The organism is Paenibacillus apii (genome assembly GCF_011043685.1).
GTDB lineage: Bacteria > Bacillota > Bacilli > Paenibacillales > Paenibacillaceae > Paenibacillus_AQ > Paenibacillus_AQ sabinae.
On record NZ_JAAKGU010000005.1, the window covers coordinates 1 to 20,298 of the forward strand.

The 20,298-nt window shown below is 50.8% G+C and carries 21 protein-coding genes; 9 read left to right on the plus strand and 12 right to left on the minus strand.

Annotated elements, in window-relative coordinates; all coding sequences use genetic code 11:
- The first annotated feature begins 410 nt into the window (after nt 1–410).
- Nucleotides 411–719: a hypothetical protein gene (locus G5B47_RS12150; protein WP_165098318.1), complete on the plus strand. Its 309-nt coding sequence runs from the start codon at nt 411–413 to the stop codon at nt 717–719.
- Between the two features lie 240 nt (nt 720–959).
- Here G5B47_RS12150 and G5B47_RS12155 read toward each other — a convergent pair whose 3' ends face one another.
- The 3 genes from G5B47_RS12155 to G5B47_RS12165 form a co-directional block, all read right to left on the minus strand.
- Nucleotides 960–1,175, minus strand: coding sequence for a hypothetical protein (locus tag G5B47_RS12155; RefSeq protein WP_235949743.1), 216 nt, complete (start codon nt 1,173–1,175; stop codon nt 960–962).
- Between the two features lie 103 nt (nt 1,176–1,278).
- Nucleotides 1,279–1,830 (minus strand): acetylglutamate kinase, encoded by a 552-nt coding sequence (locus G5B47_RS12160; protein WP_165098320.1) that lies wholly within the window; start codon nt 1,828–1,830, stop codon nt 1,279–1,281.
- A 231-nt stretch (nt 1,831–2,061) separates the two neighbouring features.
- Nucleotides 2,062–2,268, minus strand: a complete 207-nt coding sequence (locus G5B47_RS12165; protein WP_165098322.1) for a CCE_0567 family metalloprotein — start codon at nt 2,266–2,268, stop codon at nt 2,062–2,064.
- A gap of 212 nt (nt 2,269–2,480) precedes the next feature.
- Between G5B47_RS12165 and G5B47_RS12170 the strand changes: the two genes are divergently transcribed.
- Nucleotides 2,481–3,149 carry an SOS response-associated peptidase gene (locus tag G5B47_RS12170; RefSeq protein WP_165098324.1) on the plus strand — a complete coding sequence of 223 codons (669 nt, stop codon included), beginning with the start codon at nt 2,481–2,483 and terminating at the stop codon, nt 3,147–3,149.
- Here the strand turns inward: G5B47_RS12170 and G5B47_RS12175 are convergent.
- Nucleotides 3,146–3,766 carry a hypothetical protein gene (locus G5B47_RS12175; RefSeq protein ID WP_165098327.1) on the minus strand — a complete coding sequence of 207 codons (621 nt, stop codon included), beginning with the start codon at nt 3,764–3,766 and terminating at the stop codon, nt 3,146–3,148. The genes G5B47_RS12170 and G5B47_RS12175 overlap by 4 nt on opposite strands.
- 149 nt (nt 3,767–3,915) lie before the next feature.
- Between G5B47_RS12175 and G5B47_RS12180 the strand changes: the two genes are divergently transcribed.
- Complete coding sequence (locus G5B47_RS12180; RefSeq protein ID WP_165098329.1) at nt 3,916–4,692, plus strand: hypothetical protein; 777 nt, start codon at nt 3,916–3,918, stop codon at nt 4,690–4,692.
- A gap of 99 nt (nt 4,693–4,791) precedes the next feature.
- Here the strand turns inward: G5B47_RS12180 and cobA are convergent, their stop codons facing one another.
- The 4 genes from cobA to nirB all read right to left on the minus strand — a co-directional run bounded on the left by cobA (nt 4,792) and on the right by nirB (nt 8,605).
- On the minus strand, nt 4,792–5,565 hold the full coding sequence (cobA, locus tag G5B47_RS12185; RefSeq protein WP_165098331.1) for a uroporphyrinogen-III C-methyltransferase: 774 nt from the start codon (nt 5,563–5,565) through the stop codon (nt 4,792–4,794).
- Complete coding sequence (locus tag G5B47_RS12190) at nt 5,562–5,771, minus strand: formate/nitrite transporter family protein (protein WP_165098333.1); 210 nt, start codon at nt 5,769–5,771, stop codon at nt 5,562–5,564. The genes cobA and G5B47_RS12190 overlap by 4 nt, the downstream gene beginning before the upstream one ends.
- A 66-nt stretch (nt 5,772–5,837) precedes the next feature.
- The gene (gene nirD / locus G5B47_RS12195) at nt 5,838–6,149 is read right to left on the minus strand and encodes a nitrite reductase small subunit NirD (RefSeq protein WP_025334809.1); all 312 of its coding nucleotides are present in this window, start codon (nt 6,147–6,149) and stop codon (nt 5,838–5,840) included.
- 11 nt (nt 6,150–6,160) lie between these two features.
- Nucleotides 6,161–8,605, minus strand: a complete 2,445-nt coding sequence (nirB, locus tag G5B47_RS12200; RefSeq protein ID WP_165098336.1) for a nitrite reductase large subunit NirB — start codon at nt 8,603–8,605, stop codon at nt 6,161–6,163.
- Nucleotides 8,606–8,949: 344 nt separating this feature from the next.
- Between nirB and G5B47_RS12205 the strand changes: the two genes are divergently transcribed.
- Together G5B47_RS12205 and G5B47_RS12210 are read left to right on the plus strand one after the other, a co-directional pair.
- A complete protein-coding gene (locus G5B47_RS12205; RefSeq protein WP_165098339.1) occupies nt 8,950–9,549 on the plus strand; it encodes an ANTAR domain-containing response regulator in 600 nt (199 codons plus the stop codon).
- 13 nt (nt 9,550–9,562) lie between these two features.
- Nucleotides 9,563–10,606, plus strand: coding sequence for an anthranilate phosphoribosyltransferase (locus G5B47_RS12210; protein WP_165098341.1), 1,044 nt, complete (start codon nt 9,563–9,565; stop codon nt 10,604–10,606).
- A 111-nt stretch (nt 10,607–10,717) separates the two neighbouring features.
- Here the strand turns inward: G5B47_RS12210 and G5B47_RS25590 are convergent, their stop codons facing one another.
- Both G5B47_RS25590 and G5B47_RS12215 read right to left on the minus strand, forming a co-directional pair.
- The gene (locus G5B47_RS25590; protein WP_235949723.1) at nt 10,718–10,822 is read right to left on the minus strand and encodes a YjcZ family sporulation protein; all 105 of its coding nucleotides are present in this window, start codon (nt 10,820–10,822) and stop codon (nt 10,718–10,720) included.
- 81 nt (nt 10,823–10,903) lie between these two features.
- On the minus strand, nt 10,904–12,535 hold the full coding sequence (locus G5B47_RS12215; RefSeq protein WP_165098344.1) for a sensor domain-containing diguanylate cyclase: 1,632 nt from the start codon (nt 12,533–12,535) through the stop codon (nt 10,904–10,906).
- 305 nt (nt 12,536–12,840) lie between these two features.
- Between G5B47_RS12215 and G5B47_RS12220 the strand changes: the two genes are divergently transcribed.
- Nucleotides 12,841–13,221 (plus strand): PilZ domain-containing protein, encoded by a 381-nt coding sequence (locus G5B47_RS12220; protein ID WP_165098347.1) that lies wholly within the window; start codon nt 12,841–12,843, stop codon nt 13,219–13,221.
- A gap of 185 nt (nt 13,222–13,406) precedes the next feature.
- Nucleotides 13,407–14,249: a sulfurtransferase gene (locus G5B47_RS12225; protein ID WP_165099079.1), complete on the plus strand. Its 843-nt coding sequence runs from the start codon at nt 13,407–13,409 to the stop codon at nt 14,247–14,249.
- Between the two features lie 91 nt (nt 14,250–14,340).
- Here the strand turns inward: G5B47_RS12225 and G5B47_RS12230 are convergent, their stop codons facing one another.
- Together G5B47_RS12230 and G5B47_RS12235 are read right to left on the minus strand one after the other, a co-directional pair.
- Complete coding sequence (locus tag G5B47_RS12230; RefSeq protein WP_165098349.1) at nt 14,341–16,617, minus strand: preprotein translocase subunit SecA; 2,277 nt, start codon at nt 16,615–16,617, stop codon at nt 14,341–14,343.
- Nucleotides 16,618–17,054: 437 nt separating this feature from the next.
- Nucleotides 17,055–17,639 carry an RBBP9/YdeN family alpha/beta hydrolase gene (locus G5B47_RS12235; RefSeq protein WP_165098351.1) on the minus strand — a complete coding sequence of 195 codons (585 nt, stop codon included), beginning with the start codon at nt 17,637–17,639 and terminating at the stop codon, nt 17,055–17,057.
- 632 nt (nt 17,640–18,271) lie between these two features.
- On the opposite strand from G5B47_RS12235, the gene G5B47_RS12240 reads away from it, so the two are divergent.
- Nucleotides 18,272–18,946, plus strand: a complete 675-nt coding sequence (locus G5B47_RS12240; protein WP_165098353.1) for an HAD family hydrolase — start codon at nt 18,272–18,274, stop codon at nt 18,944–18,946.
- Nucleotides 18,947–19,087: 141 nt separating this feature from the next.
- A complete protein-coding gene (locus G5B47_RS12245; protein WP_165098355.1) occupies nt 19,088–20,281 on the plus strand; it encodes a mannitol-1-phosphate 5-dehydrogenase in 1,194 nt (397 codons plus the stop codon).
- The last annotated feature ends 17 nt before the right edge of the window (nt 20,282–20,298 follow it).

A 20,298-nucleotide genomic window follows, 5' to 3' on the forward strand; every position in this document is an offset into this window, starting at 1 on the left:
TCAGATTGACGGGTTTTTTTTTATGCACGTGCGGAATCGAAATGGTCCCAAAAAAATCGGCTTCCTGCGATCTTAACGGTTTCAGGTGTATATACCTCCACTATCCCACCGTAGTCCATCAGGTGACCGATCGGCGGGTTCTAAGCGAAACCAGACTGATACCCGGGATTGTGTATTTGGAAGTCGGTATCATAACAAATTGAAGTGTATTCAAAATACTACCTTTAGCGGTTTGACTTAGGTCAGTTTTTCTTTGCACCGTAGGTTACCGGCATCTCCAGAATAGCACCGCAAGTTACCTATCAGGAATTCTATCTATTAACCAAAAGCTTTGAGCTAGCATAAATTGTGGTACAGAAGAAGTGCCGAAATCCTGATCAAGATAAAGCTTAGGGAGGAAGGGAAGAATCTTGGCTCCTCTCGGAAAACGCAATAACTCAGGCTCCAAAAAGAAAAACCCTGCTTCCTTGATCAAGGAAAACAAAGGGCTTGAATTAACGGTGGCCGCGCTTTTGTTAACCGGCAAACTTAAAGTCGATTCCGTTCAGTTGTTCACTGACGCTTCTCTGGTTATAAGCCTGGTGGGCAAATACAAAAAATTAAGTGATATCAGCGACAGCAACGTCGAAAAGCTGGTTAACTTCATGAATGATAACGGCGGATTAACCTTAAACGATCTGATGGAAGCTTTAAAGAAGAAAACCGGGAACAGTAAATAAATTTTAAAAAAGAAGGCGGGGAACCGAATGAGTGGCTTCGACGGAGAAAGCTTTGCCGGAAACATTCTATTAATCATTGTTATCACTTTGCTTGTTTTTGGATCTACAGATATCGAGGACTTAACCGGCGCTCCATCTTCATCCTGAACAGATAGCACCAGCCCTTCCGTACAATAGGTACTGCTGAAATGCAAAACAACCCCGCCGGCATGACGCCTGACGGGGTCTTTGCTAATTTTTTCAAACTCTGTCTTCCGGTCTGTATGTTTCATGACCATCACGGATTTCGCGATTTTTCGTATAGATGTACAGATCGAGCGCCTCAATTCCGCGACGGGCAAGCTTGACAAACAGGATAAAGGCGTAGAGCCCAAGCCCTGCTGAAATCAGCCAAAAGAAAAAGAAAAATGGAGCGATAGCCAATCCTCCGCCAAAAAACATCCCTGGTTGCACCATCAAATGTCTCATCTCCTTGTGAATGCAGCTTCAAATAGTATATTAATTCAATTGGTGCATCTTGTTAGTGAATAAAGTCTCGGTAAGGGATTAAAGCCGTGAATTAACGAAGAAAAGCCGAAGGAAACTGCTGGACAATTCCTCGCGTCATGACGTCGGCCATTTCGAGCGCCTGTTGTTCGATCCGGTCACTCGATGCGACGTTCTCCGCATAATTGCCCGCAATACGCGTGGCGACCTCATTGCTGAGCAGTCTCAAATGCTCATGAAGCATTTGGCGCCATTCTGCCTCGGACCAATGGGGATTGATCCGGCTTAAGAATGCAGCGATAGCATCCGCATTCGCATACCAACGCTTTTGGGCATCCGCAGCCGCTTTGGAATTCCCCGCTTTCAAAGCCTTGACGAGCTCTGCTGCGATCGTGAGATGCCCCCGCAATAATTTGGCAAATTCGGCCGCGACTGCCGTACCGTACAGAGGGGCGAGAACAGCCGCAAAGTCGTCGGGATTCCGAAGAAGCCTTTCCGTTGTTTCTTTTTCATCCTTAAGGCCATCGACGATACTGTTGACCGTTAACCGGGTCCAGTACACCTGCTGTTCCCACAAAGACCTGAGCTTTCGGTTCAACTCTACTTTCGATGGTGTCCACTCCATTTGATGAGGCTGCCGGTAAGCGTAATGGTGATAAATCGGGAATAAACATTCATTGGGCTGGCTCCTTCTTTTTTTAACAGTATATAGGCGGAATCCTCATTTGTGCCTGCTTTAATCCCGATTAGCAAATCCGGCAGCAGAAAAAGGGACCCCTCCTTGCAACCTTTACGGTCACTGGATAGGTCCCATTCGGAGCGGCGCCCCAATCAACCACTTTTAATAATTGCGAACTCAAACTTGCTTCGATTTCAGACTTTTTAGTTCCTGTCTCTTGGCTGCCAACGAAGAAAAGGTCTCGAAGGTTTGCCGAGCCAAGTCGGGGAGTTGTTCCAGATTCAACGGCAGGCTCTCCGCCAAATCGTGAAGCTGGTTCTGCAGGCTGACCGCCTCACTGTTTAATTGCTTGATTTCTTCCTTCAGCTGAACGATTTGCTCCATACATTACCCCTCCTGTTTGAGCCGTTTCGCCCGAATACAGCCCATGGTATTAATCTTACTTTAATAATTATACTGTTTTTATAACTATTATTATGTAATAAATGTTACACTCGAATATTTAGGAACCGACTTCCGCTTTATTGAGCAGCTCCGGTTGATTAAGGCGCCGGCTTGTTTTATCATGAATGACAAACTGAGGGGGTGTCTAAGCTATGTGCGGCCGTTACACGATAACCGTCTTATTGGAAGAGCTTATGCTGAAATATTACACCGAAGATGTCACGATCAAACATTACGCTCCAAAATATAATGCCGCGCCCATGCAATATATTCCCGCCGTTATCGGCACCGGAGCCGGGAACCGGATCGGCCATCTGCGCTGGGGGCTTGTTCCTTCATGGGCAGCGGATGACAGATCCGGAAGCAAATTGATCAATATCCGGGCCGAGACGCTGCGGGACAAGCCCTCATTTAAAAAACTGCTCTCTTCGCGGCGCTGTATTATTCCGGCAGACGGATTTTACGAATGGCAGAATCAGGGCGGAAGCAAGCAGCCGATGCGGATTGTGATGCGTGACGGCGGTATTTTTTCGCTGGCGGGGATTTATGATATTTGGGTAAATGCTGATGGCGCGAAGCTGGGCACCTGTTCCATCATCACTACGGAGCCCAATGCTTTAGTGGCGGAAATTCATAACCGGATGCCGGTCATTCTTCGGCCGGAAGATGAGGCTAGCTGGCTTGAGCGAAGCAATCAAGATGCGAACAGCCTGGCCCGGCTGATGAATCCGTATGACGCTTCCAAAATGCGGGCCTACCCCGTCTCCCCTAAGGTCGGCAATGTCCGCAACGATTCGAAAGAATTGCTGGAGGAGGCTTAATGCTCGTTTTGGTTAAAAAATTCCTCGACCTCATTGTAGGTCTGCTGTAAATTTTTGCTCCCGTCTATTTTTAATACATCAAGATTAAGTTCTAGGGCTTCATGTTCGACAAAAGCGGCAAATCCGGCATCCCTTGTCATCCATTTGTCAAAAGCTACAACCGGATCATCCGTGCAGTCCAGTATTTCTTGTATCCACTCCCGCTTACGGTAATGATGACGCTGAAAAGGTTCGGTAGGGATAAGCCAGATGGCTTTATGTCGGGAATTCAGGCATGGCGCAACCAAAGATGGCAGCAGCTGATTGCCCTCGACAATTATGGACTGATGGCTTCTTTCCTCAAGATCTCGCAAGACAAAAGTAAAATCTTCTTTAAAAAATTCGATATACTCTTTTAATTGTTCCTGAACACTTCGAATATAAAAGGCTTCATTATAAGTCATCCTCGAAACCTTATGCATGGCAGGCTGATTCGAGGCAGATATGCTCCGCAAATGTCGATCCAGATACTCATCGCAGGAGTACAAATCAAAACCGCGCTTCTTTGCGTACTGCCTCGCGATTATGCTTTTACCGGCACAGGCTGAGCCCCCGATCCAGTAGATAACTTGTTCCAAAATTACCCCCTCCTTTCGAAATAATAATAACACTTTACGGGTCAAATGTAAGCGTTTCTAATTCTAGTCCTATTGCTCCATTTAACCTCGAGAGCGGATTCTGCTACACTTGTGTTATGATCAAATCCAGCGCCAAGGAGGATCAGAATATGAGAAAGCCTATCTATACCGAATGGCGGTTTTGGGTTATTATCGCCGTTATTGTATTGGGGATTGCCATTGCAGCCGCGATAGTACAGCAGCAAGAGCAAGCACGGAACAACCCGCCGTCCGCCTCTCCTCAGCCGGCTGCAGCCACTCAATTGCCATCGCAGGAAACGGCCCCCACACCTTCCGCAACGGTGGCCCCCGTCGCTTCTGCGGCAAATCCGACGCCTCCTACGTCAACGCCAACGAACGCAGTGCCTTCGGCGGGAACTCCGCCGACAACCACTCCGCCTTCGGCAGATCCCGGCCAAACCGCCCCTGCGGATCAGGTCCCTTTGCCTAAATCAGAGGTGCTGGCCTACTCGCGGCAGTTGAAGGGCGCTCCGTATATAAGAGATGTTGCGGTCGGAACGGATAATATTGAAATCCATTACTTTGGCAGCTTCGCGGAGTTCGCACAAGCCAACCCTGGCACGCAGTTAACCAAAGCGGATTATAATGAAAATTTCAGCTCCCGCGATGCCATTAACAAAATCCTTATGGAAGCACCGGTCCAGCTGTTCCGCCAATTCCCGGGCACGGCCTCCATTGACATCACTCTGCCATACAGCGGCAAAACCTATTCGGTCTCACTGACCAAAGGTTCGGTGGAGAAGTTTTTCAATACCGATTTGGATGGCATCGAAACCGACGAGCAGTGGGCCGAGCAAATCAGCGGTCCTTACTTCAATAAAGAATACCGGGATCAGTTCGCACAGCGATACATTCAGGTTAAATAAAAAAAAGAACCCCGCCTCTAAAGCGGGGTCAATCCTGTATTATAAGGGGGTTATGATTCTAAATTAACCCCTAGCCGCTAAAATGAATCTGAATCGCAACTAAAAATTAATCGATTTATGATCGGGGGCCGATTCCAGCTTCATCAGCACCTCTTTCACTTTGACAACTTCCCCGATGATGATCATCGCCGGATTGCCAATCTCGAGCGCGAATGCCAGTTGTTCCATGTTATCCAGTGTCCCGACCGCCGTCCGCTGGCGGCTCGTCGTTCCATTCTCAATCAGTGCCACCGGTGTCGATCCCGATTTGCCGTGGCGGAGCAGCTCCTCCCGGATTTGCCCAAGGCGGCCAACACCCATATATACGGCTATCGTATCCACACCACGCGCAAGATGCTCCCAGTCCAGCTGAGCTTCCGGATCGCCGCACCGGCTGGCGGTGATGACGGCAAAGGAAGCGGCGACGCCGCGGTGAGTTAGCGGGATGCCGGCGGCTGCGGCTGCTCCGATAGCAGAAGTAATACCGGGAACGACTTCCCAGACAATACCGGCCTTAGCGGCCGCCAGCGCTTCCTCGCCGCCCCTGCCGAACACGAACGGATCGCCACCCTTCAGCCTGACAACCTTGGAACCTTGACGGGCATGATTAATCATCTCAAGCTCAATTTGTTCCTGGGTCATGGTGTGCTGGCCCGGCGCTTTGCCGCAGTAGATCAAACGCGCATCGGGTTTTGCATAATCGAGCAGCTCCTTCGACACAAGCCTGTCGTACAGCACGACATCCGCTTCCCGGATGCGGCGCACAGCCTTCAACGTGATCAATTCCGGATCTCCCGGCCCCGCCCCGACGATGGATATACGTCCGCTCTTCATAAGCTTTTCTCCACCGGAAAAACAACCGCGCTTGCAACCGGAATTTTCGTCTGTGCCGCTGCAGTATTAGACAGGGTGGTGGCAGAGGCCAGTATGGCTCCGCCCAACACACCGCGTGTCACCAACTGAGAAATGGTCAGCTCCGCTTTAGTCTTCTCTGCATCAATCATTGACTGCTGAACTTCATCGGGTTTTACGTAATCCATGATGTGCTGCCCCCTTTCTAACCAGACTCCGAAATCTATCTCCCGAGACCGGAACCTTGCCGGCCTTTAGACGGTTAGATAAATGGCGCCAGTCGCCGGATCAACCTCAACTTCAAAGGTGGGAACGCATCCCGTGTCCGGCTCCTGCACTTTCCCCGTATGAAGGTCAATGCGCCAGTCATGCAGCGGACAGTGGACCTTGTCGCCGCAGACTATTCCTTCCGACAACGTGCCCCCTTTATGCGGGCACTTGTTCTCCACAGCCAGCACTTCCCCGTTCGACAGGCGGAACAAGGCAATTTCCAAGTCCCTTACTTTAAGTGTCCGCGATCCCTTAAGGTCGATTTCCGACACATTGCCGACATGCATTTTGGTCATCGTCATATCCTTTAGCCCTCCTGGTATACCGTCTCGGTCCGAGAGATCGGCTCGAAATTTTTGCGAAGCTTTTTGTTAGATACGATCTCCTTCCACGGATCGGTGGTCACACTGAGCGCTGTCTGGATTCTTTCCTGAAGCGCAAGCCGCTCCTCTCTTTCCTCAAGCGCCTTCTTGATGCTGTCCAGCCCGACACGCTCCACCCAAGTCGAGGTTCTTTCGTTCCATCCGGCATTTTCGCGGTAATATTGAAGGAACGCGCTTGCCCACTCGACAACCTCATCCTCTGTCTTCACTACGCAGAGCAGATCCGTCGCCCGGACATGCACGCCGCCGTTGCCGCCGACATGCAGCTCCCAGCCTCCGTCGATTGCGACAACGCCAAAATCCTTGATCGTCGCTTCCGCACAGTTGCGCGGACAGCCGGAGACGGCAAGCTTGACCTTGGCCGGCGTATTCAGCCGCTCGAATTCCTTCTCCAGACGGATGCCCATCGCTATGGAGTCCTGGGTGCCGAACCGGCAGAAGGTCGATCCGACGCAGGTCTTGACCGTACGCAGCGTTTTGCCGTATGCATGTCCCGAAGGCATGTCAAGCTCTTCCCAGATTTTCGGCAGGTCCTCTTTTTTGATGCCGAGCAGGTCAAGCCGTTGGCCTCCCGTGAACTTCACCAACGGAACGTCGAATTTCTCTGCAACCTCGGCAATCTTCTTCAGCTCAGCCGGGGAAGTGACGCCACCGTAGATCCGGGGAACGACGGAGTACGTTCCGTCCTTCTGAATGTTGGCGTGAAAGCGTTCATTCGTGATCCGGGATTCTTTCTCATCCACATATTCTTCCGGCCACAGCATGCCGAGATAATAGTTCAGGGAAGGACGGCATTTCGAGCAGCCCTCCTCATTGTTCCATTCCAGCACATTCATGACTTCCTTGACACTCTTGAGCTCCATTCGCTTGATTTCCGCAACGATTTCGTCCCGGCTAAGCGTGGTACAGCCGCAAATGCCTTCCTTGACCTTGACCGCAGCATCGCCCGCATACAACTCCAGCAGCCCTTCTACCAATGGCTTGCAGCCTCCGCAGGAAGCCGACGCTTTCGTGCAGGCCTTGATCTGCCCTACGCTTGTGCAGCCGCCGCTTGTAATGGCTTCTGCAATGGCTCCCTTGGATACACCGTTGCAGCCGCAGATGATTTCATCATCCGCCATTGCATCGAGGCGGGCCGTCGGAGAAGATTTCACCGCGTCATCCGGCAGGCCGAGCAGCAGAGCTCTTTCTTTGCCCTGGATCGATTCGCCGCTCTTAATTAGAGAGAACAGCTGCGCGCCGTCCGCTGTATCGCCGAACAACACCGCGCCGATGAGCTTGTCTTCACGGATAACGAGCTTCTTGTAAACTCCACCGATTTCATCCTGATAGCGGAGCGCCCGCGATCCGGCCGGTTCCTCGTATTGTCCTCCGGAGAAGACATCCACGCCCGACACTTTAAGCTTGGTCGAAGTGACCGATCCTTCATAGCCTTGCGTTTCAACACCTGCCAGCTTTTTGGCAAGCACGGCACCCTGCTCATACAGCGGCGCGACAAGACCGTAAGCGATGCCCCGGTGCTCCGCGCATTCCCCAATGGCATAAACGCCCGGAATATTTGTTTCCATATAGTCGTTGACGACAATACCGCGGTTAACGGTTATGCCGCTCTTTTTCGCAAGCGCGGTATTGGGCCGGATTCCGACCGCCATCACGATCAGATCGGCTTCCGCCGTGCTGCCGTCCGCGAAGAGCAGGCTTTTGACCCGCTTTTTGCCGAGAATGGCTTCCGACTGCTTGGTCAGCAGGAACTTCATGCCCTGGGCCTCCAGCTCCTTCTGCAGCATGACCGCTGCTTCCCTGTCGAGCTGTCTTTCCATTATATATTCGGAGATATGGACAACGGAGACGTCCATTCCCAGATGCAGCAGGCCACGGGCCGCTTCCAGGCCAAGCAGTCCTCCGCCGATTACAACGGCTTTTTTATAGGACTTTGCGGTTTCCATCATGATTTGACAGTCTTTGATATCGCGGAAAGCGATAACGCCCTCCTTGTCCGCTCCCGGAAGCGGGAGCATAAACGGATCAGAACCGGTAGCGAGAATCAGCTCATCGTAAGCCGCCTCCACCCCGAGGTCGGAACGGACAACTTTGTTCTCCGTATCGATACTCTCGATTTTGTGTCCTGTATACAAAGTGATATTATGATTCTTATACCATTCATAATCGTTAATAACGATTTCGGATAAATCAGTTCCCCCTGCCAAAACGGAGGACAGCATAATCCGGTTGTAGTTCGGATGCGGCTCGGCGCCAAAGATCGTTATTTCATAAGTATCGGGAGCCAGCTTGAGCAGATGCTCGATTGCCCGCACACCCGCCATACCATTGCCGACAAGCACCAGTTTTTTACGCGATGATTTTATCATGTATCTCTCTCCTCTCCTTGGGGAACACAAAAAGCCCGCTTCAAAGCCCGTACGAGAGAAAGCATCACTCGAATCAGACATGAAAGCAGGCGCCATTGCCGCTTTTTCTCAGATACGCCTTTGTATCCGCAAAAGATTGAATTTGTTAAATCGACTATACAACACCGTTTTTTAAACGTCAATAAATTTAACATATAAATTTTTAATTTTTAAAAATATCGACATTTAGGCGCATTTTGTGTTATATAAAATAACATTGATAGATAATCGCACGATTTATACGGCGACTGTCAAGCGTTACCAAACCAAATTTCTTCCAAGTTTAAAAAAAGGGGCGTCCGACTATGCATTCCCTGTTGGTTGTCTATAGCGAGCTGGCCGGGAAACACCCTGGCAAGACCGATGCCCAGTCGAAACCGGAGGTTATTCTCAGGTCCTGCGGCTATATTGTTGAAGTGGCCGCTTCTCGGGAAGAAGCCGTCAAGCTAATTGCGGACGTCGACGCCTCTATCCTTTGTATTCCGATTACGGAATTCAAATGCTGGGCGGATCTTTTGATGTCCCGCAAGACTGCCCCCGTCATGTGGTGGTGTACGGACGAGACCGCTACGCTCTCTGTATCCGCATGCGAGGACAATATTATGACTGACGGTATCCTCTGCCCGTCCATGCGGCCGCAAGAGATTCATTGGAGTCTTCACTTCGGCGCCAAACAGTGCTTCGAACGGAAGCAGTGGATGAAGGAAAAGGAGCAGCTGCTCTCCCGGCTCGAAGAAAGAAAATGGATCGAAATGGCGAAAGGGATTCTCTCCAAGGCCAAAAACATCCCCGAATCCGAAGCGTACGATCTTCTGCGCAAGCAAGCGATGAACGAACGCAAACGGATGGTGGATGTCGCAACTTCAATCGTCAAGGTATACCAGATGCTTCAGGATCAAAAGTAAGGGGGCACCGAACATGATTAACCTACTTAAAGAAGTCGCCAGAGGCAAACGGGGCGCCCGGGATTTAGACTTCGGAGAAGCTGCCGCCGCCGCAGAAGCGATTCTAGGTCAGTCCGCCACACCGGCGCAGATTGGAGCGTTCCTTGTAGCCGAACGGATCAAGCTTGAAAGTATAGAGGAATTGGAGGCATTCGTGTCCGTCTGCCGAAAATTTACGCGCCGGGAGCCGATCCAGGAGGGCCTGGACTGCGCCGGACCTTATGACGGACGAATCCGTTCCTTTGCGGCGACATTTCCGACCGCCTTCCTGCTCGCCGCGGCGGGACTGCCGGTGACCCTGCACGGTTCCGCTCCGCTCCCTCCGAAATGGGGGATCACCCTGCAGGACATTATTCTGGAGGCGGACATCCCGCTCTCCGCTCTTTCCCGCTATAGCTCCATTCATGCGGCCCGCCGCAGCGGTGTGCTGTATGCAAGCTCCGAAGAGTGGTGCCCTCCGTTCGGTAAAATCCGGGGAATCCGCGAGGAAATCGGGATGCGGACCATTTTGAATACGACCGAGAAGCTGATGGATTACTCCTGCTCGCCTTTCATCGTGTTCGGAATCTATCACAATACTGTCTTTGACCGTCTCGCGCGGCTCATGATTAAACTCGGATACCGGAAAGCCATGATCATACAAGGGACTGAAGGCTCGGAAGACCTTTATATCGACCGCCCGACACGGGTTTACAAGGTCGAGAACGGCTCGGCGGGTCTTGATATTATTGATCCCGAAGCGCTCGGATTGGATACTCCCGTTCCGGAGCTTGTCTGGGATGCCCGCCTGCAGCTGACAACGGCTGAAGCCGTGCTGCGGGGCGGCGGCCACATCGCCTTTTACAATCAGGTCCTCCTCAACGGGGCCGTCCGACTGCATTTGGCTGGCCGTGTCGGTTCCATTGAGGAGGGTGTGTACACCTGCAAGGATCTGCTGGATGGCGGCAAGGCTTGGGACAGCTATAATGCATGGAAGAATGCACTGCTCAGCGAGCCGCCCGTTACGCATCAAGTCTAATCTGCGGAAGACCGGATCAAACGCCCTTATTAATACGCAGAAAGCGCCTTTCCCTAAAATGCCGGGGAAAGGCGCTTTTTCTATACATACCTATTCAGTTAACAGCCGTTCCTAATACATAAAAGTCCGAGTAATAATGACAAGCAGGATAAACAATACCAGAATTGTTCCTGTCGATGTTCCGATTCCGCAACCGCCGCCTGCAACTTCACCCATTCGAAAATTCCTCCTTCAAAGTAGCGTACGACATATCCTATTCCGCAGCCCCTTGAATCGATTGGGTGTTTATCCCCAGCATTAAACCGCTGTTTCAAATGTAATCCGGTTCTTGCCGCTCCGTTTGGAAATATAAAGCGCGTCGTCAGCCAATCGCAAAATTTCGCTTGTGTCCTGGGTTTCGGGACTCCAGACCGCGGCGCCGACGCTGCAGCCGACCTGCACGATTTCTCCGCCGATCAGGAATGGCTGATTAATTTTGTCGATAATGCGCTTGGCTACGACTTCGGCTTCCTGCATCGGCTTTGCCGCCGAAGTGTGCAGGATCACCACGAATTCGTCTCCCCCGATACGGGTAACCATCTCATTGTCCCGGGTCGATTCAAGCAGGCGGAAGGCGACCTCTTGCAGCAGCTTGTCTCCGGCTGCGTGTCCGAGCGTATCGTTCACCTTCTTGAAGCCGTCCAAATCCAGATACAGGAAGCTGAGAGTAGTGCGGTTCTGTTTCGCCTTGTTGACGGCATGTGCCAAATAATCGTCCAGAGCCATCCGGTTAGGCAAGCCGGTCAGAGCATCATGCCGGGCAATATCCGACATATAATTCAGCTCCGTCTCGGTTTGGCTCAAGTTTTGGACCAGATTTCGCAGAGAAACGGAGAGGATGGACAAATCCTTGATCCGGTTAAATTTCGGAATCTCCGCCTCTTTTCCGGTACTGAGGAGATCGGCTTTCTCGGCTATAAGCTGAAGCGGGCGGGCAATCCACCCGGCGAGAAACCAGCCTGCAATGCCGAACAGAACGGCGACGGCGAGTCCGGAGAGAGCGATATAATTTTGCAGCCGGTGTACGGAAGCGAAGGCAATTTCCGCCGGTTGGCGGATGATAACGGACCAGCCTAGACCGGGATAATCCATGTATCCGTCTCCGTGTGCGTAACCTGTCAAATAGGCTTGTCCGTCATCTGATTTATTGACGAGCCATGAGCTTTTGCCCTGACGGGCCTCAGTCAGCGCCGCGTCCTTCATCGGCTTGCCCACCTGGGTGGACGGTCCGAGCACAATCGTATTGTCATTTTTGCTGACAACGAAGACCTGCACTCCCTTCATATTTTCCTTGAGCGGCGTGAGAATGGACGACTCCACCTGACGGGACCATTCCCAGCTGAGATGTGCCGCCAGGACGCCCACCGCTTTGCCGCTTGCATCCATTACAGGGACGCTGATATCGACGAATTGTAGTGGCTCTCCGCCCGGATTGGGCAGCAGTTTGGCGAGCAGCTTGGCATCATGGACATCCCCGACAAAAGGAGCTTCGATCCCGAATTTGAATACCGGCCGATCCTTAATGTTGCTTCCGACCAGAATGTTATCCGTTGCCGACAGAACATTGCCTTTTGCATCCATATATCCGACCCAGGTAAATACCGGAAGATTTTCTTTCAGCTGGTTTAATAATTCCCCAATTTCCTTCTTGTCGACAGGCTCCTGGAACGCTTTAAGCTTGCTCAGAACCTCCACTTCCTCAGACCGCGCCCACATGAAGTGATCCAAACTATAAGACATCTGGAAAGCGACTTCCGCCAGCGATCTGCCTATGGTAACCTCCGCGGTCTTCGATGATTCTTTGCCGATCAATAAACTGAGCAGAGCCGTCAGCAAAATAATAACAACAGCAAACGCGCCTGCAAACAAAGTCCGCAAATGGATTGACACCCGTCCGTTCCTCCCTCCCCGTCGCCCATCCGGGTATAAAATCGTGCGGAATGGCAACGGCGTAAAAACGCATGATAGTTTTTTAGTATATATATCGGCTGATCGCCCCCTTTTTTGTAGGCTCGCACCCTCATCGAAAAGAGCGCTTTCGTTAGGAAAACTGACAGCTTCTTGTGTACGGCTATTGCCTGATGCCGCAATTTGAACCGTCTGTTCCTTTAATTTTTTTACAATTTATCCTCCCGGCAGATTGTCCAAAGCGCATCATTCCGATATAATAGTGAATAAATGAGCGGAGGGAATTTATGGGTGCTGCCAGCAGAAAAGAACCATTCCGTTTTGTGATGAATCAACCGATCGATTGCTGGCTGGAAGTGCCGGCCCGTAATACCGGTCCCGGTACCGGCAAGCGTACCGCAGGTGTACTGCTCGACCTCAGCCGCTCGGGCTGCAAGGTTCGCAGCTCTTTGAATCTCCGGTTTACAGCCGGGGATACCCGGCTTATTATTTATTTTCAATTAAATGAGACCCTGCTTCAGTTCAATGGAAGCGTTCGCTGGGGCTGGATGTACGGACTTGGCGAATATCAGTACGGAATCAGGCTCGATTTGACGGATGAAGAAGAAGATATTCTCAAGCACGAGCTCGATATATGGACGATGTCTTCAGGCGGTGAAGGCGTTTAGAAGAAGACGGGGCTGCCCGTCTTTTTTTTGGGTGCCTAAATGTTCGCGGCCCTAATTCTCGCCTTACGCTTCTTGAGATCATGACACTCCTCCCGCTCCATGCCTCCTGTTCTCTTTGTGTATGCTTCTTTATTCGATATAATAGACTTTAAAATAATAGCAAAATTAGGAGGAAGGTATAATTGATGGATACCGTCGTTTCTCCCCGCTGGCTGTTGGCCCGGCTGTACGAGCCTGAGCTTGTGATCGCGGATTGCCGTTTTCTGCTGTCTGAACCCGAAGCGGGTCGCAGCGCCTATCTAAAGGATCACATTCCGGGAGCCGTATATTTGCATCTGGAAGAGCAGCTGTCCGCTCCTGTCGGCAAGCATGGCGGACGCCATCCGCTTCCGGAGCCTCACGAAATTGCGGCTGTCCTCGGCCAAGCGGGAATCAGCCGGGACAGCATCGTCGTCGCTTACGATGATCAGGGAGGCGCATACGCTTCCAGACTTTGGTGGATGCTGCGTTATGTCGGGCATGAGAAAGTGTATGTCATGGATGAAGGCTACTCGGCATGGAAAACGGCGAATTTCCCTGTGAGCGACAGCCAGCCAGTCCGTATTCCAACGCTGTATGAACCGGAGGTCCACCCCGAAATGCTGGCCGGAATAGAGGAAGTCCGTACAGTTTCACAGGAAGGCGGAGCGTCCTCTCCCCTGCTGATCGACTCACGGGAGCCAAGGCGTTATGAAGGTCTTGAAGAGCCGATCGACTCCAAGGCAGGTCATATCCCGGGTGCGATCAACCGGTTCTGGAAGGACGTCCTTGACGAACAAGGCCGATGGAAAGACGCAGAAGCGCTGAAGCAGCATTTTGCCGATGTTGATCCTGGACGCGAAGTCATTGTCTACTGCGGCTCCGGCGTCAGCGCCTGCCCGAACGTGCTCGCGCTTCATCGAGCCGGATACGACAAGGTGCGGCTGTACGCGGGGAGCTGGAGCGACTGGATCAGCTATGAGGGGAATGCTATCGCCACTGGTGAATAGTCAACATGATGAGCCCGCTGGACGCGGGCTTTTTGTGCTGGAGTTATACCGGTGGGCGGCACGCGATTAACCTTGAAAAAGCTACGCTGCATCAATATTTGGACAGCCTGAATATCGGCCTTGCAATCTTGCGAAGCCAATAAGCAAATACGGTCGTTCCGGTCCACGAGCTGCGCTTATTCTGGAGGTATTGATCGTTGATAATATAAGTCCGAGTGGAAGAAGGGCTCTTCAGACCGAACTTTTCCCACTTCGCCGGGTCATTCGAACCTCCGAGCCTTACAAGCATATTCGCCGACTCCCTATTGATTTTAGCCGGAATTTGCTCGTAGGCTTGGGTGATTAGCGCATGAAATTCGTCGATTGGATTGCGGCTGGCAAGGCTCTCCAAGTGGATGCCTTCGCGAAGATAAGAAACGTATGCCAGATGGTCAGCCCAGAACTCGTCAATATAAAAAAGTCGTACCCGCTGCTCCGAAAGGCTCATCGGCTGCTCGCCTTTTAATATTCCGAGCCGCTCCTCGTATAGAATTCGCCTCTGATCCTCCACCATATCCGAATAACAGTTCAGTTCCTGGTGGATATCGAAGTTTTGGCCCATAATAACGCGCTGAATATGCGCGATTTTGCTGCGGAGCACCGGCTCTTCGAGCGCCTCATCCTGCCTGGGAGCGCGAATCACTTTATTGATGCCGAACCGAAGCAGCAACTCGTCTTCCAGGCTTACAAAAAATACGGAAGCTCCCGGGTCGCCTTGGCGGCCAGAACGCCCGCGCAGTTGGTCGTCGATCCGCACACTTTCGTTCACATGTGTACCAATCACATACAACCCGCCCAGCTTGGCGACAACTTCCGCTTGCGCGGGGTCCCCGCCGCCGAGCCGAATGTCGACGCCGCGTCCCGCCATATTCGTAGACACCGTCACGGCGCCGGTTTCTCCCGCTTTGGCGATGATTTCGGCTTCTTCTGCGTCGTTTTTCGCATTCAGAACATGGCAAGGCACGCCGGCAACCGCCAGCGCCTCCGCCAGCTTGTCAGACTCCTCGACGCTGGACGTACCAATCAGAATGGGGCGTCCCGCCCTATGGACGGACGAGATTTCTTGTACAAGCGCCTTATATTTGGCTTCTTTATGGGTATAAATCCGGTGTGGGTGGTCGATCCGTATGTTTGGCTGGTTCGGCGGAATTTGCAGCACCTGCAGCGCATAAATATTTTCGAATTCCATTGCAGAAGCGTGTGCAGTAGCCGTCATTCCACAAATCCTCGGATACAGGCTAATGAAGTGTTGAAGGGTAATCGTCCCTAGAATTTTCCCGCCAGCGTTCCACTGCAGCCCTTCTTTGGCCGCAAGCGCGGCTTGCAGCCCGTCCGGCAAATACCTGTTCTCGGCCACGCGGCCGGTATATTCTTCGATCAGCTCGATTTTACCGTCCCGGACGATGTAATCAACGTCTTTTTTTAATAACGATTCCACATGCAGCGCGCAATTCAATGATGTTAACAAATGACTGTTATGGCTATCGTACAAATTGCCGCATCCCAGCAGCGACTCCGCTTTCGCAGCGCCTGCTTCATTCAAGTAAACGTTCCGCTGAAACTCGTCGAAGTCGTAATGCTCTGTTTGCTTTAGCTGCCGAGCCACATCTGCGAAAAGGAAGCCGTCGCTCTTGAAAGAGCCCAGCTCACCGCTGATAACTAGCGGCACCCGCGCTTCGTCGAGAAGGAGTGAATCGGCTTCGTCGACGATGACGTAGTGGAAAGGACGATGCACGGTATCGGCTTCGCTTAGTGCGATCGTGTCGCGCAAATAATCGAATCCCGCCTCTTTGGCCGTAACATAGGTTATGTCACTGGCGTATGCTTCCCGCTTCTCGGACAGGCTCATGCCCGATTGAACCGAGTTTACCGTTAACCCGAGGAAACGATAGACCGGGCCCATCCACTCCGTATCCCGCTTGGCCAAATAATCGTTAAAAGTCAGCACATGAACACCTTTGCCGGTCAGCGCATTCAGATAAGCAGGCATAACAGCAGAGAGGGTTTTTCCTTCACCGGTATGCTGCTCGATCAAAAATCTCTCGTGCAAAGCGATGGCAGCCATGATCTGGACATCGTAAGGCTGTAATCCGAGCTTTCTCTTCGCTGTCTCGCAGACTAACGCATAAGCATCGACAAGCAGCTCATCTAAAGGCGTGCCCGATTTTGCTTCTTTTTGCAGCCGGAGAGATTCCGCTTGAAGCTGCCCATCATCCCATGCTTCCAAATTCCGGTTCCTGATGAGATCCGCTTTGTCCCGATAGACTTTCAGCTTATTCTGGGTATCTAGGTCTTTGAATTTTTGTATCAACTTGACGGCTATATTCATAGAAACTTGCTCTCCCCTCGGTAGATAACAGTTAATAGATTGCCGGCTAGTCCGATGATGCCTACTCCAATCGGAGATAAACCCCACGCAATACCTAAAATTCATCGGACCAAGGGAGCGCAGTGAGGCGGTCTTTCGGATTTATTCGATTATAAATGCTTACAAGCATCACCCTATAGGTTGGGAATTATTGTAACTTGTGTATTGCAAAATGTAAACATTATATTGCATTTCGGAAGCCACCTTAGTCATTGAAAAGCCAATAGAAGACAGCAACACGTTAAATCCGTCACTATAATGATCGGACATATGGATGAAAAAGAGCCGCCAAACAGTATCAGCTTTGAGGATAATCCGGTGGCAACGGGAACAGAATAAACGTGAAGAAGCCCGCGATTGACGCGGGCTTTTGCATCTGCTCAGCTTGAGCTAATCGGTTATTTTTCCAGTTCCATCATATCAACAAGCACATCAAACACAATCGGCAAAGCGGTAAAACCGTCACCTTCCAAAAAATGCCCTCCCTTGTCCACTTCAAAGAAATCGGCCTTAAGTTGCTCCATTAGTTCTTTGCTGAAGGCAAACGGTACAATGGGATCGTCCTTAGCCGCAATACCGGCACACTGGCTGGCCCGCTGAATCAGTTGATGATAATCAAGAGGCTGTTCGACAAATTCATCCAATATCGGCAAGGTCGGCAATGATTGTGCAAATCCGGATACAAGAACGAGGCCGCCAATTGGCTGAGAAGAATTTTGCTTCAGAAGAAAACGCAGCAATGTAATACAGCCCAAACTGTGCGCGACAAAATAGGTATCGGAATCCATATCTTTGGCTGATTGAGCCAACTGATTAAGCCACTCGTCGAGCTTCGGCGTTTGCGGAGTTGGCATTGCTATAATTTCAACATCCACTCCGATTGCCGTTAACTTATCTTTTAGCCAAGGAAACCAATGGTTACCGGGTGTTGCCCTGTAGCCGTGAATAATGCAGACTCGCTTTCGGCTTTGTTGTTCCGCCATATCTTCCACTCCTTCGATTAATCCATACAATAATAGGGATTGGATTTCTACAAAATTTACTAAACGTTTAGATTATAAAACCTCACTTGCAAGCGAACAAGCACTTTTAATAGAGTAAACTCACCTAATTTTCGATCAATCTGTGCCCCTAAAACCTATAACGAACCTTACACTGTCGCGTAATTTTAGCCTTGTTTTCAAGTGATTTTGCATCGTTCAAAAAAAATTTATTAAAAATGGGCGAATTCCAGACATCCCCGGAATTAAGAGCTTCGATTTTCGACTTTATCCGTTTCTGCCGCCGCTCCCCTTGCTGTAAAGCCATCATCGTTCTGAACTCCGCTTCCCTCAACGCTTTCAGCCGCCTCTGTCAGTTTTGTATGCGGAGAATGATAGCGCTATCTTCTTAGAATAATCATTACCCGGACAGCAACTTATTTATTTTATTTTAACACTGAATGAATGCGCTTTCATACAGCGTTTTTTGAAGTTTTCCGACCTTCCCGGTTTGACCCTGGCTTTTGAGTTGTGTTACGCTTTTTTCAGAGAAAAGCGCTAAGCTTTCAATCTTTTTCATGAATATTTCAGACTCAAGCATGAAAATTATCTAACTGAAGGGAGAGCGAACATTCATGATTAAAGCATTGGTATTTGACTTCGACGGTACGATTATCGACACAGAATCCGCATGGTATGCCGCTTTTCGGGAAGCATACGAGCAGCACGGCGTAGAGCTTTCTGTGAAGCAGTACTCCCAATGTATCGGAACGAGCTTGTGCAATTTTAACCCGTATGAGTATTTGATGACCGATTTGAACCTTCCTATTGACCGGGAGGAATTCCGGAAAGCCGTTCAGAAGCGCCATTCCGAGCTGATGGAAGCCGAAGAAATGCGGCTGGGCATCAAGCATTATCTGGATTCCGCCAAAGCCGCGGGACTTAAGATCGGACTTGCGACAAGTTCTTCGACCGCATGGGTTGAAAAATACTTGAAGCAGCTCGGGCTTCGTGAATATTTCGATTGTATTCGTACAGCCGATCATGTAAAGAACGTCAAGCCCGACCCTGAATTGTATCTGCAGGCGTTGGATTGTCTGGGTGTCAAACCGGATGAAGCTATCGCAATCGAGGACTCGCCGAACGGTTCCAAGGCCGCATTGGCCGCAGGCATGCACTGCATTATAAGTCCGAATAAAATCACAAGCCTGCTGGACTTCGACCCTTCGCTTTATAGAGTTGCGTGCTTTACCGACCTCGACTTCGATCATCTGACCACCCGTCTTTTCGAAACTACTCAAATGAGCTAAACCAAACAGGCTGACTAATTGCCTCAGTCCGTCCCCAAATACCTAGCCGGTAGAGACTTACTTCGAATGGATCGATATTGATGAACCTTACATCAAGTTGTATCTCATCTGCCGACAGATAAATTAAGGAGGAATGCACTTTTGAAAGCCGTACACTTCGGAGCTGGTAATATCGGCCGGGGCTTTATTGGACCGATCTTAGCTGAATCCGACTATGAGATTGTTTTTGTCGCCCGTAATGAGAAGAAGATTTCCCTGCTTCAGGAGCGCGGACAGTACCCTGTCACGCTTGCCAATGAATCCCGCGATACCGAGCTTGTTAAAAATGTTACAGCCGTGAGCATCAAAGATGTCGATGAAGTCGCGGAATCCATCGCTGAAGCGGATCTTGTCACCACCGCCATCGGGATGTCGGCGCTTAAGGATATTGCCGAATCCGTTGCCAGAGGTATTAAGCTGAGGTTCAAGAAGAAAAAGCATCCGGAGCCGCTCCATATCATCGCCTGCGAGAACGGCATTGGAGGCAGCCAGCGCTTGAAAAAGCTGGTCTACCCTCTTCTTAAGCCGTCGGAACGCAAGCAGGCTGATGAGCTTGTTGCTTTTCCGAATACGATGGTTGACCGGATCGTGCCGATCCAGCAGCATAAAGACCCGCTGAAGGTGATGGTTGAGCCATTCTGCGAATGGGTCATCCACAAGGCCGGTATGCTGGACGGTTTCACCAAAATCAAAGGCGTCCGTTATGTCGATTCCCTTGACCCTTATATCGAACGCAAGTTGTTCACCGTGAATACCGGCCACTGCGCTGCAGCTTACTTTGGATACCTGGAAGGATTCTCTACGATTCAGGAGGCCATTGCTAATCCGACAGTGCTGAAGCAGGTCCGTGGGGTCCTGCAGGAAACCGGCGCTATGCTGACGCAGAAATACAATCTGGATAGCAAGAAGCATGAACTTTATATTGAAAAAATGATCAAACGTTTTACAAATCCCCATTTTACTGACAAAATCACCCGTGTGGGCAGATCTCCGCTTCGCAAACTGTCTCCGAACGATCGACTCGTTCGTCCCGCTATCCAGGCACACAAGATGGGACTCAAAACCGACCATCTGGTCGCGGCGATTGCCGCAGCTCTGGTATTCGATTTCGTAAAGGATCCGGAAGCCGTCAAACTCCAAAACTCCATACGCGAGCATGGAATCGGCTATGTAATCGAACATCACTTGGGAATTCCGGACTCCCATCCACTGCACAGCCGTATTGCTGACAAATATAACGAATGTTTCTCTTCACACCGTTCCGGGGATCAGCCCGACGTTTTAAGTCAACTGTAGGACGGACCGCCAGAAGG